Source organism: Parabacteroides caeci (assembly GCF_023656795.1).
Taxonomy (GTDB): Bacteria; Bacteroidota; Bacteroidia; order Bacteroidales; family Tannerellaceae; genus Parabacteroides; species Parabacteroides segnis.
Window position 1 is genome coordinate 15,300 of record NZ_JAMOKT010000011.1, and the last position, 13,200, is coordinate 28,499.

The following is a 13,200-nucleotide window of genomic DNA, read 5'->3' on the forward strand; positions in this document are numbered from 1 at the left end:
CTGGAACAGGTAGGATGCAATGATTTGATATGCTCTTGCTTGTATATTTACATGCGAACAACTTCAAAGAAGCCACCCGCAATATTAAGAGTAATTATCAAAAAACAACTATCACCTATCACGTTTTTACCCATAAGACACTTATTATAAGCGTATTAAAGCAGTGATAGGTACTGTTTTTAACTATCACTGTAATATCACTCACTTATCCAATAATTCAATAGTATTCAACGAGTTATCTTGTTTTGCCTAAAACAGGCACCTGGGTTTGACCGCTCATAAAGGGCGTTATTTTACCTCAAAAGCTTACCGGAACGAAATATTACCATCTTTGTAATGTCATGGGGAGTTACTACAAAAACTCGTCCGGACGGGCATTTCAGCGCTTTTTACACCCGGATCTGAACGATGCTGAGACCCGGGTGTAAAGGGTGTCGACCTCTTTTCCTCCTTACATATACGTAAATAAGATAGCAAAGAAACTATGTTTTTCATGGTATAAAACACTGTTTTCTTCTGCTTTATCCAGTGAGTAAACAATGGAGATTAAGTGATAATGCGTGATAGTTGAGTGATAGGTAAAAATGCCATACTATCACTTTTTATACAGTTGATGTACTGATTGTTAGGCATAAAAAGTGTGAGAGAACTTGAACCTTTTGAACCAGTCAGGCACAAACGCTTACCGTATCTTTGAATCACTGGGACGAAAAGGACGAAAGATTACCAATCTTACCAGACCGATATAGGGAGAGTTTTTGAACGTTTGATGACAGTGCTCTACAAGTACATAAAACTAACGTACCTATACTTTAATATTAATAAATATATATCCCCAATTATCCATATCTTCAAGTATAATAAAAAATTATTTGCATTTATGTAAATGTAATGCACACACTCCTCCCCAACTCCCCAACCTATCATTTAGTTATCAAAAGAGGAAATCATTTTACAATTTAATGGTAAAAGGGGATTTTAAAAGTTACCTGTTGTTTTATACAAATCCCTTTCGTACTTTTGCAAGCTACTATAGAGATAAAAATGAAACAATATTTAGAATTGCTGAATCGCGTATTAGCCGAGGGAGTGAGGAAGGAAGACCGTACAGGTACCGGTACACAAAGTATTTTCGGCCATCAAATGCGATTCAATCTGGAAGAGGGATTTCCTCTGCTTACGACAAAGAAGCTGCATCTGAAGTCTATCATTTACGAATTACTCTGGTTCCTTCAAGGGGATACCAATGCAAAATATCTGCAGGAACATGGAGTGCGTATCTGGAATGAATGGGCAGATCCCGATGGAAACCTGGGACATATCTACGGTTTCCAGTGGCGCTCGTGGCCGGACTATAAAGGTGGTTCTATCGACCAGATCAGCGAAGCTGTCGAAACGATCAAACATAATCCGGATTCCCGACGGATCATTGTCAGTGCCTGGAATGTGGGTGACCTGGATAATATGAACCTCCCGCCTTGTCATGCGTTCTTTCAGTTTTATGTGGCAAACGGACGCCTGAGTTTACAGATGTATCAGCGCAGTGCAGATATATTCCTGGGCGTACCTTTCAATATTGCTTCTTACGCATTATTATTACAAATGATAGCACAAGCGACAGGACTTATAGCCGGAGATTTCGTTCATACGCTGGGGGATGCTCATATCTATAGCAATCACCTCGAACAGGTAAAGCTTCAGCTTACCCGCGAACCGCGTCCTCTTCCCCGGATGGAAATAAATCCGGACGTAACAAACATCTTCGATTTCAAATACGAAGATTTCAACCTGACCGGTTATGACCCGCATCCCCATATCAAAGGAGAAGTGGCGGTATAAACGGTGACACTATTAATTCGGAATTTAAACATTACTAATAAATCGATAAGTTTATGAGTACTATTTCAATTATTGCCGCTATTGCAGATGACAACGCGATTGGTAAAAACAACAAGTTGTTATGGCGTCTGCCTGCCGATATGCGACGTTTTAAAGATTTGACAACCGGCCACGCCGTAATCATGGGACGTAAGACCTTCGAATCTCTGCCCAAAGGACCGCTTCCCAACCGGAAGAATGTAGTCCTGACCACCTTGCCGGAAGCCGGTTTTGTGAACTGCTTCGGTTGCGAATCGATGGGTTCGGCACTGGATATTTGTGAAAAAGAAGATGAAATATTCATCCTCGGCGGTGCATTGGTGTATCGTCAGGCTTTACGCATCGCAGACAAAATGTACATCACCCGTGTACATGGTGAGTTTAAAGATGCCGATACTTTTTTCCCGGTCGTAAACTGGGATTTATGGGAAGAAGTGGAACGCCAGGAATTCCCGGCTGATGCAAAACATGCTTATCCGTACACATTCCTGACTTACGTTCGTAAGAAATAAATGATAGTACAGATAGTTTCCTGTTCACGAGGGCCTCATAAATATCTTTGACGCCCTCGTGAATGTTTATGAGGACGTCGAAAACAATAACCTTCCTATAGAAATCCTGAACCTTACACCTCCTCATTACTTATTACCACGCCAATTTATTATTACGCCTTATTAACAAACAGTTTACATCTTTTTACCCTTTCTTTGTATCTATATAGCAAAGAACGTTGTTTAACATGTAAACCCATATAGATATGAAGATAAGAGCTATTATTGTTTCCGCCCTGATACTATGCTGTATTTCAGCGGTTATCATGTATACAAATGCGGCACAACCTAAAAATGAAAGCAAAATGATTACCGAGGCTATTCAAGGTAAAAATACACCGCAACTCATCAAAGCGCTGATCAGCCGGATGAAAGAACAACTGGATGTGAATGACGATAACTTCCCCGAACTTATCAAGGAAGTGGAAAACTATGCGACCGAATGTAAAGAACCGGCTTCTACAGCCGTACTACACTCGATGGTTGCCGAGATGTACAATCAGTATTATACGATGAACCGCTGGAAGATTAATCAGCGGACCGACCTGGCCGGATACGTCCCCGAAGATATCCGCGAATGGACTTCAAACCTTTTCACGAATAAGATAAAGGAAGAACTGACCGCATCCCTGCAACCGGCGAAGCTGTTGCAGGAAACACCGGTATCCGATTTCAAAGCCATACTGGAGACTGGAAAAGACACGCCTGCCCTGCGCCCTACATTATATGACTTTCTGGCGTTCCGTGCTCTTGACATCGCTCCTTCCACAGATATATATGAAGAACTTATTGCCTATCTGAACACACAACCGGACAAAAAAGCAGCCATGCTTGCCAACCTGGACTATCTGAGATTCAAATATACCACCCGCTATTCCGAACAGGTAAGAGATAATTATACATCCGCACTGGATAGCCTGTTGGCCATCTACGGTAATAAAGATTATTCCGTGGAAATCATTGCAGCTAAACTGAATAACGGATTTTACGGATATGGAACAGAAGCCAATATGGATTCTCTGAAAGCTGCCGAGTACGAACTTTGCAAAGAAACAATTGCCCGCTTTCCGAACTATGAACGGATCGGCCTGATAAAAAACAGGCTGGCCAATATGCAAAACCCGTTCCTGCAAGTCAACACAGACAATAATGTGTACCCCGGAAAAAAACTGATTCTAAAACTCAGATATCAAAATATCCGGCAGATTACCGCTCGCATATACAAGAGCCTGAAAACTCCGCAACAGACACTTAATTATAACACTCAGGATACTGCAAGCAATTTGGGAGCCCTGGTCAAAGAAGTTACTTTTTCATTAAAAGTACCGAATACCTATACCGAGCTGGATACGAGCCTCGTCATCCCGATGGACCAGACAGGATTGTATGAATGTGTTATTACCGCTCCCGGAACGAATCTGAAAACGAACAATCTATTCGAGGTAAGCCGCCTGGCTGCCATTTCGCGCAGTATGCAAAATGGAAATACGGAAGTATTGGTGACCGATTATTTAAGTGGCAAACCAATCACTGATGCCTCAGTAACTTATTATTCGGGAAAACGCCGTGAGATGCAACCACAGGGAACCGTAAAAACAGATAAAGACGGCATCGCTGTCTTTCCACATAAACACGATATGATGGCTTATCAGGTTGCCCGTCCGGGAGATTCACAAACAATGCTGACAGCCGTTTATCCGAACGGACGACGGGAAATCAGCCAGACAAAACGTCCGGAACTGGCCCTGTTTACAGACCGCGGACTTTACCGCCCGGGACAAAATCTGTATTTTAAAGGAATCGCTTATACAAATACAACCGACAAGCCTCATGCCATTGAAGGCGAAACGTTCAAAGTAACTCTCAGGGATGCGAACTGGAAAGAAGTGGCCACCAAAGAGTTCAAGACGAATAAATTCGGTTCTTTCAACGGTGAATTCACTTTGCCTCAGCAAACCCTTGGAGGAATGTTCACGCTGTCTACCGAATATCAAAGTGTGAATTTCCGTGTAGAGGAATACAAACGTCCCACTTTCTTCATTGATTTACTTCCGGTAAAAGGTGAAATTACGTTTGGCGACCTGGTGACAATCCAGGGAAAAGCACAGACTTTTTCCGGTATCTCCCTGCAAAGCGGAGAGATTACTTATCGTATCAACAAACGTCCCTTCTGGTTACGCAGCTACATCAGTAGTTTTTCTAACGAACAAGTAGCAGAAGGACAGGTTACTGTGAACAGCGACGGGACATTCTCTTTCAGTTTCCGTCCGGAAAAATCAAGTAGCAATCCCCCTGCCTACCAAAGTTATCTGGTCACAGCCACATTAACCGACAGCAATGGTGAAACCCAGGAAGCGACTTCCGTATTCTCTGTCGGGACATCAAGTATTGTCCTGAATACCGACCTTTCCGGACAGCTCGACAAAGATTCTGTTAAGGCTTCCGTATCGGCACAAACACTGAACGGTGAAAAAATAACAGTGAATGGAACTTATACGATAAACAGATTGGGCGACACCGAAAAACCGTCCAAATACGGAATTATTGAATACGAAGTAAAAGAACAGGTGGCAACCGGTAATTTTACTTCCGGCAAAACGATTGATAAAAATGTATTCGCCAAACTAGCTTCCGGCCGTTATCAAATCAAGCTGGATGCAAATGATTCACAAGGACGTCCGGTTACTACAAAGCAGGATTTCATCCTATATAGTTTACGCGACAAAAGACCGCCGGTATTCATGCACACCTGGATGTTAGATGAAAAAGTCTGGTGTCTTCCCGGTGAAGAGGCGAAGATATTGTTTGGCACATCCGACAAGGATGCACATATTTTATATGAACTTTACCTGGACAACCAATGTATTTCACGCAAACGCATCGTACTGAGTAATGAGAACCATCTCTTCCGTATCCCATTCATGGAAAGCTACGGGGAAGGAGTCGTGGCGCAATTTACCTTTGTAAAAGACGGCAAATTATATACATCACGAACTGATATTAAACGCCAACAACCGAACCTCTCATTGGCAATCAAACCGATTACCTTCCGTGACCATTTGCTACCCGGCAATAAAGAGACATGGAAATTCAGGATCTTAGATGCAGACTCCATGCCTGTTATTGCAGAAATGCTGGCCAGCATGTACGATGCGTCGTTAGATAAGATATTACCATCCGGTTCCTTCAGATGGAATTTCGACCCGAGAAGATATTTCTACTTGTCTGCCCCCTCTTTCAACAGAGGCATCGGCATGGATGATAAGACAGCTTATAAATCAGAAGAGTCGAAAAATGTCAATGTTCCGGATTATCAATATGACCGCTTGAATTGGCAAGGAATCATGAATTTCAGAAACCGGGGAATGTATGCCGGAGGTATCATGATGAAGTCGGCAGCCCCTATGGCCGCTGCTGAAGCACAGGTTATCGGTTACAGAACGAATGACGCTGCAACCGCTACCGGAAATGTAAAAATGGTTGCAGACGATGAAGTAGAGGTTGAAGCAGACATGGCTGTCTTCTCTCTGGCAGACGGAGCTCCGACAGAAAAGGGAATGTCAGAGCAGCAAGTTGTCCAGATACGCGAAAACTTCAACGAAACCGCTTTCTTCTATCCGTCATTACTGACGAATGAGGAGGGAGACGTCATGGTACAGTTCACGTTACCGGAAAGCAATACGACCTGGAAGTTCCAGGCACTGGCCAATACGGAAGACATGAAATACGGCATGCTGACCAAAGAAGTCATCAGCAGCAAACCGTTGATGGTATTGCCGAACCTGCCACGCTTCATGCGCCAGGGTGACGAAGTATCCGTCAGCACACAGGTTATCAACAATTCAAAAGCGACTATCAACGGACGTGTCAGCCTTGAATTGTTCGACCCGGCAACCGACCAACCGGTTATCTGTCTGACAAAATCACAAAAGCCGTTTACCTTGTCTGCCGACAGCATCACCACCGCTTCATGGACTTTCCGCGTACCGGAGACCACCAATCTGATTGGTTGCCGCATCGTAGCAGATTCCGAATCCGGCAGTGACGGTGAACAACATTTGATTCCGGTTCTCTCCAACCAAATACTGGTAACGGAAAGCACACCTTTCTACCTGATGGAGAACGGAGAAAAACAAATCCGGTTGTCAGGAAAGAATGGGACGGACAGCCGCAATCCGTTCAGAATGACATTGGAACTGACAGGCAATCCTATCTGGTACGCCATACAGGCTTTGCCTACGCTTACCCAACCGACAAATGACAATGTCATTTCCTGGTTCGCCTCTTATTATAGCAATACGCTGGCTAATTATATCGCAACAGCCAATCCGCGCATCCAGAAAGTAATCAGCCAATGGAAGGCACAGGGCGGAACCGCTTCTACCCTTTATTCAAATCTCCAGAAGAATCAGGAGTTGAAGAATATCCTGCTGGAAGAAACTCCCTGGGTGCTGGCTGCCGAGAATGAAACGGAACAAAAGCAGCGTTTATCCCTGTTGTTTGATATGAACCGGGCAGCACAACAACGCGAAGTAGCCATGCAACAAATAGTAAAGCTACAAAACGAAGATGGCGGATGGAGCTGGTTTAAAGGTTTCCCGGCAAGCCGCGAAATAACACTGTCTATCCTGAAAGGTATGTCACAGTTGGTTGAAATGAGCGCCGTACAATACGGACAACAGGAAAAGGAAATGCAGATGAAAGCGCTCAAATATCTGGACAAACAAATGCAGTCCGATTATGAAAGCCTGCAAAAGAACAACAAGAAATGGCAGAGCAACGTTCCGAACGCATTGCAACTCGAATTTCTCTATGTCCGCAGCGCTTACCGCGATATTCCGGAACTGGGTGATGCCCGCGAAGCAATCCGTTTCTATACAACGCAGGCAGAAAAGACCTGGAGCGAACAATCCCTTTACGGAAAAGGTGAAATCGCCCTGCTGATGTACCGCAACGGCAAGAAAGAGGTTGCCAATACGATATTGGCCTGGTTGCGCAAAACAGCCACCACGACAGCCGAACAGGGAATGTATTGGGCCAACAACCGGAGAGGTGACAGTTATTTCACTTCGCCGATCGACACTCATTGCCTACTGATGAAAGTGTTCAATACCTTATCGCAAGACAAGAAAGACACCGACCGTATGAAACAATGGCTGTTGAACCAGAAACGTACGCAGAACTGGGAATCTGTCCCTGCAACGCTGAATGCAATCTATGCATTAATCCTGACCGGAAACGACTGGCTGAATGAAAATAATACCTGCACCGTAACATGGGGCGGCAAAACATACAGCACTGCCGAAGGTGAAACAGCCACCGGTTATCTGAAGGTGGTACTGGATGAAAAAGAAATTTCTTCCGGTAGTAATTCCATTTCCATTCGGAAGGAAGGAAATACACCTGCCTGGGGAGCCGTTTACGAACAGTATTTCGAAAACATCGACAAAGTAGAAAAACAGAAAGGTGTACTCAATGTTGAAAAGAAATTATTCATCGAAAACAACAGCGGCAGCGGCTTACAGATTGTACCGGTAGAAAACGGAAAGCTCCACGTCGGAGACAAAGTAATCGTACGCCTGACTATCCGGACAGATCGCGAAATGGATTACGTATTCCTGAAAGACCTGCGCGCCGGCTGTTTCGAACCAGCCAACCAGCTATCAGGAACACAGTTCAGAGACGGAGTCGCCTATTACCAGTCGCCTACGGATGTTTCCGAAAACTTCTTCTTCAGCCGCCTGCCGGAAGGAACTTTCGTTATTGAATATCCGGTTTACGTGTCCCGCACCGGTGAATATGCCGGAGGACTAAGTACCATCCAATGCCTGTACGCACCTGAATTCGTTTCACATACGGAAGGCACGAACCTCACGGTTAATTGAAAATTAAAAATTGAAAATTAGGGATTGAATATGAAGAGTAGCAGAATGTTCTTATATCCGTCCAAAGGTAATTTTCAATTTTCAATTCTCAATTTTCAATTCAATTGTCTATCTTTGTAGAATAAACAATAGCTAAATAAAAAGTAAAATGAAACAGATTATTTTTATTTTTATGGCAATCCTGCTTGCTACAGGAATGGCCTCAGCTCAGAAAAAGGCTGTTATCGCAGCAGACGAAACCTCTCATGACTTTGGACAGATAAAAGAAGCTGACGGAAAAGTTTCCACGACATTTGTCGTAAAAAACACAGGGGATGCGCCGTTGGCGATTACCCGCGTCATCGCTTCCTGCGGATGTACGACTCCGGAATGGACAAAAGAACCGATCGCTCCGGGAGCAAGCGGAAACATCAAGATAACATACGATCCGAAAGGACGTCCCGGCCCGTTCTCAAAAACAATTTCAGTTTACAGCAACGGGAAAACAGGAAGTTTTATCCTGACGATACGGGGAGAGGTAATTTGATTTCCAACAAGCAAAACTAAAAACAAAGAATGCTGAATATGAAAAGACTGAGCTTTATCCTTTGCGGCATATTATTCTTTGCTGTGCATATGGCAGCACAGAACGGAGCTCAGATAAGTGCAGACGAACTGACGTACAACTTCGGTACAATCGCTGAAGCTGACGGACCGGCCAGTCATACTTTTGAAATAAAAAATACGGGAGACGGTCCACTCGTCATCACCCGTGTTACAGCGTCTTGCGGTTGTACGCAGCCGGAATGGACAAAAGAGCCGGTCGCTCCGGGAAAAACAGGTAATGTAAAAGTAACTTACAACCCCAAAGGCCGTCCCGGCCCTTTTTATAAAACTATTTCCATATTCAGCAATGGTAAGAAAGGCAGTTATACACTGGCAATCAAAGGGAATGTGACACCGAAACCGCTTACACCGGTTCTAATTTACCCGTATTCGATAGGCGACCTGAAGATGCAGACCAAGACGGTCCTGTACAGCAGTATCCGCCCCGACGAAACTCTGGGTGAAAAGATCAGCGTAAAGAATGAAGGAAAGACGACCCTGACAATCCATCCGGGAAAAGTGCCTCATTTCCTGACTGTCGAAGTACATCCAACCCAACTGGCACCGGATGAAGTCGGTGAAATAACTTTACTCCTCGATGCCAAAGCAACCAAAAGAAAAGGCCGGGTTACAACAGAAATACCTTTAACGATCGAAAGTATAGGTCAGAAAGATGTTTCCGGTGGAGTACATGTCGCAGCCAATATCATCGACAACTTCGGTAAACTTTCGGCTGCAGAAAAGGCACAGGCACCGGTTGCACAGTTATCCGGCACATTACTTGACTTCGGCAAATTACCGGAAAAGGGAAGTTTCATTCCTCTGATCGGTGGAAAAGTGACCGGTACTGTCGACGTGACCAACACCGGGAAGTCTCCGCTTATCATCCATAGCTTTACCTGCGACGATGAACGGGTAGATATTTCAGGAGGAAAGAGAGAAGTAAAACCGGGAACAACGGCGACATTTAAAATATCAGTCCGTCCGCGAGAGATCAAGACGAAACTGGAAGCATTAGTAAATATTGTATGTAACGACCCGAACGGTCCTGTTCGCCTCATAAAGGTAACAGCAGAGAAATAATAAGCCAATTAAAACAATGTGCCAATATGCCAATGTTTTTTTCGATTGGCATATTGGCACATTAGCACATTAAATAATTATTCATCATGGAACATCCCGAAAACGACGATCTTTACAGAGGATTAAAGGTAAACAAGGGAGTAGCCGACGTACCGACTGTAAACCCATACCTCAAAAAAAGACTACGCAAAGAATATACCCCTTCCGAGTTCGTCGAAGGGATACTGAAAGGTAATATAACTATCCTCAGCCAGGCTGTCACGCTGGTTGAAAGTGCGAAATATGAACATCAGCAAATAGCCCAGGAAATCATTGAAAAATGTCTTCCGCATGCAGGCAAATCAGTCCGTATCGGTATTACGGGTGTTCCCGGAGCCGGAAAAAGTACGTCTATCGATGCTTTCGGCATGCACCTGATCAAAGAGGGACGCAAGCTGGCTGTATTGGCTATCGACCCGAGCAGCGAACGATCCAAAGGTAGTATTCTCGGTGACAAAACCCGTATGGAAGCCCTGTCACGTGAGAAAAATGCGTTTATCCGTCCTTCCCCCTCGGCAGGATCACTGGGAGGTGTCGCCCGCAAAACACGTGAAACGATCGTTTTGTGCGAAGCTGCCGGCTTCGATACTGTATTCGTTGAAACGGTAGGTGTCGGACAGAGTGAGACGGCTGTTCACTCGATGGTCGACTTCTTCCTGCTCATCCAGTTAGCCGGCACAGGTGACGAGTTGCAGGGCATCAAGCGTGGTATTATGGAAATGGCAGACGGGATCATCATCAACAAAGCGGATGGCGACAATATCGATAAGGCAAAGCTGGCTGCTGCCCAGTTCAAGAACGCTTTGCACCTTTTTCCACCCGCAGATTCCGGATGGTTTCCTAAAGTGCTGACTTACTCCGGATATTATAATTTAGGTATCAAGGAAATCTGGGATATGGTCGGTGAATATATGGAATTTACTAAAAAGAACGGCTATTTCGGTTATAAGCGGAACGAACAAGCCAAGTATTGGATGTACGAAAGCATCAATGATACATTACGGGAAACATTCTATCACAATCCGGCTGTAGAAAGCATGCTGTCTTCCACCGAACAACAGGTGCTAAAGAATGAGATCAGTTCATTCGTAGCTGCCAAAAGAATGATGGACCTGTTTCTGGAAAACCTGTCAAAGAAATAAACTTAATTGATATATAAAAAGAAAGCCCGTCGGATCATTTGATTCAACGGGCTTTTTTATATTCTCTTTTTCAATGCCGGATCAGATAGAAGACACACGCAGTGTATTCAACAGATCACGGTTAATCGGTTTGTCATTCTTGATCGCTTTTGAGAACGGAACATATACGATCTGGTCATTCTGGATACCCATCATGACATTACGCTGATCATCCAGCAAAGCATCAACGGCTGCAACTCCCATGCGGGTAGCCAGAATACGGTCCTGGGCTGTCGGAGATCCGCCACGCTGCAAGTGTCCGAGGATAGATACACGGACATCAAATTGCGGATATTCAGTTTTCACACGTTCGGCAACTCCCATGGCACCGCCGGTTACTTCACTTTCTGCAACCAATACGATACTACTGTTCTTCGATTTACGGAAACCGTTTTCGATCATTTCTGCCAACTGGTCTTTTTCCATAGAGATTTCCGGGATAATAGCCGCTTCGGCACCTGAAGCAATCGCACCGTTCAAAGCCAGGAAACCGGCATCACGTCCCATCACTTCGATAAAGAACAGACGGTCGTGGGAAGTGGCTGTATCACGTATCTTATCCACACATTCCATGATTGTGTTCAATGCCGTATCATAACCGATCGTTACATCCGTACCATATAAGTCATTATCGATCGTACCGGGAACACCGACTATCGGATAATTGAACTCCTGTGCAAAGATGCGCGCACCGGTCAACGTTCCGTCACCACCGATGGCGATCAGGGCGTCGATCCCCTCTTCCATTAACTTGTCGTATGCCTGCTTACGGCCTTCGGGAGTCTTGAACTCCAAACAACGAGCTGTCTTCAATATTGTTCCACCACGCTGGATGATGTTACTTACATTTTGTGTCTTGAACTCTTCAATCTCACCTGTAATCAATCCTCTGTATCCTCGGAAAATACCTTTAACTCTCATCCCGTTATAGATAGCGGAACGCGTCACTGCACGGATGGCAGCGTTCATTCCGGGAGCATCACCTCCGGACGTTAAAATGCCAATACATTTAATTGTAGACATAGCGTCTTTATTTTAAATTATTCGCGGCAAAAATAGTAATTATTTACCAACATTCTTTCATTTTCTCTTAAACTTCATGAAATCTTAACCGTTTTATCACCGGCTTGCATTCAACTCCCGAATACGCACGGCAACCTCTTCCATCAGCCATTTAGGGGTCGATGTGGCACCACAGACTCCTACGCGGCGGACACCGGCAGGCAGCGGTTCGGTTATCTCTTTTACCTCAGAAATAAAGAGAGTATTCGGATTTGCTTTCCGGCATTCTTCCAGCAACATCTTACCGTTCGAACTTTTCTTTCCCGCCACAAAATAAACCCAGTCATGGCTGGAAGCAAAGGCCTTTATATTGGGAAGGCGGTTTGCCACCTGACGGCAAATCGTATCGTGGTATTCAAAACGGGTATCCTCCGTTTTCCGTTTATATATTTCTTCCACGATCTTACGGAAGCCGTCCAAAGACTTTGTCGTCTGGGAGAAAAGACAAATATCACGGCTGAAATCCAAACGGTCCAGGTCTTCTATCTTTTCAACCACAATGGCCGTACCATCTGTCTGGCCGACAAGACCGTTTACTTCGGCATGTCCTTTTTTACCGTAAATCACCAGTTGTGTTTTATTTTCACGCGTCTCTTGATAACATTTATGTATCTTCCGTTGCAACTGAAGCACAACCGGGCACGTTGCATCGACGATCGTTATCTCATTCCGCTTTGCAATCTCGTAGGTAGAAGGAGGTTCTCCATGTGCACGAAGCAAGACTTTTTTCCCTTTCAGCCTGGAAAATTCATGGTGATCGATAGTGCGTAATCCCTGTGCCTGAAGACGTTCTACCTCCAGGCTGTTATGTACAATGTCACCCAGGCAATACAGGATATCTGTGTTATTCAGTTCACGTTCAGCGCTTTCAATAGCTGTAACAACTCCAAAACAGAATCCGGAACCTTTATCTATTTCGACTTCAATCATGATTAT

The 13,200-nt window shown here is 44.6% G+C and carries 8 protein-coding genes; 6 read left to right on the forward strand and 2 right to left on the reverse strand.

What is annotated here, in order from left to right; translation table 11 throughout:
• Positions 1-1,044 precede the first annotated feature (1,044 nt).
• From NBH15_RS07580 to meaB, 6 genes are all read left to right on the forward strand, one after another.
• Complete coding sequence (locus NBH15_RS07580) at positions 1,045-1,839, forward strand: thymidylate synthase (RefSeq protein ID WP_250822379.1); 795 nt, start codon at positions 1,045-1,047, stop codon at positions 1,837-1,839.
• Positions 1,840-1,892: 53 nt separating this feature from the next.
• Entirely contained in the window at positions 1,893-2,390 is a 498-nt protein-coding gene (locus NBH15_RS07585; RefSeq protein WP_128132960.1) for a dihydrofolate reductase, read from the forward strand.
• A gap of 245 nt (positions 2,391-2,635) precedes the next feature.
• On the forward strand, positions 2,636-8,314 hold the full coding sequence (locus NBH15_RS07590; RefSeq protein WP_250822380.1) for an alpha-2-macroglobulin family protein: 5,679 nt from the start codon (positions 2,636-2,638) through the stop codon (positions 8,312-8,314).
• A gap of 148 nt (positions 8,315-8,462) precedes the next feature.
• A complete protein-coding gene (locus tag NBH15_RS07595) occupies positions 8,463-8,840 on the forward strand; it encodes a DUF1573 domain-containing protein (protein WP_250822381.1) in 378 nt (125 codons plus the stop codon).
• Between the two features lie 29 nt (positions 8,841-8,869).
• Positions 8,870-9,982 carry a DUF1573 domain-containing protein gene (locus tag NBH15_RS07600; RefSeq protein WP_186959077.1) on the forward strand — a complete coding sequence of 371 codons (1,113 nt, stop codon included), beginning with the start codon at positions 8,870-8,872 and terminating at the stop codon, positions 9,980-9,982.
• Positions 9,983-10,068: 86 nt separating this feature from the next.
• Positions 10,069-11,163, forward strand: coding sequence for a methylmalonyl Co-A mutase-associated GTPase MeaB (gene meaB / locus NBH15_RS07605; protein WP_186959078.1), 1,095 nt, complete (start codon positions 10,069-10,071; stop codon positions 11,161-11,163).
• An 81-nt stretch (positions 11,164-11,244) separates the two neighbouring features.
• Here meaB and pfkA read toward each other — a convergent pair whose 3' ends face one another.
• Both pfkA and NBH15_RS07615 read right to left on the reverse strand, forming a co-directional pair.
• The gene (gene pfkA, locus NBH15_RS07610) at positions 11,245-12,225 is read right to left on the reverse strand and encodes a 6-phosphofructokinase (protein ID WP_007654871.1); all 981 of its coding nucleotides are present in this window, start codon (positions 12,223-12,225) and stop codon (positions 11,245-11,247) included.
• A 96-nt stretch (positions 12,226-12,321) separates the two neighbouring features.
• The gene (locus tag NBH15_RS07615; RefSeq protein WP_186959079.1) at positions 12,322-13,194 is read right to left on the reverse strand and encodes a 4-hydroxy-3-methylbut-2-enyl diphosphate reductase; all 873 of its coding nucleotides are present in this window, start codon (positions 13,192-13,194) and stop codon (positions 12,322-12,324) included.
• Between the last annotated feature and the right edge of the window lie 6 nt (positions 13,195-13,200).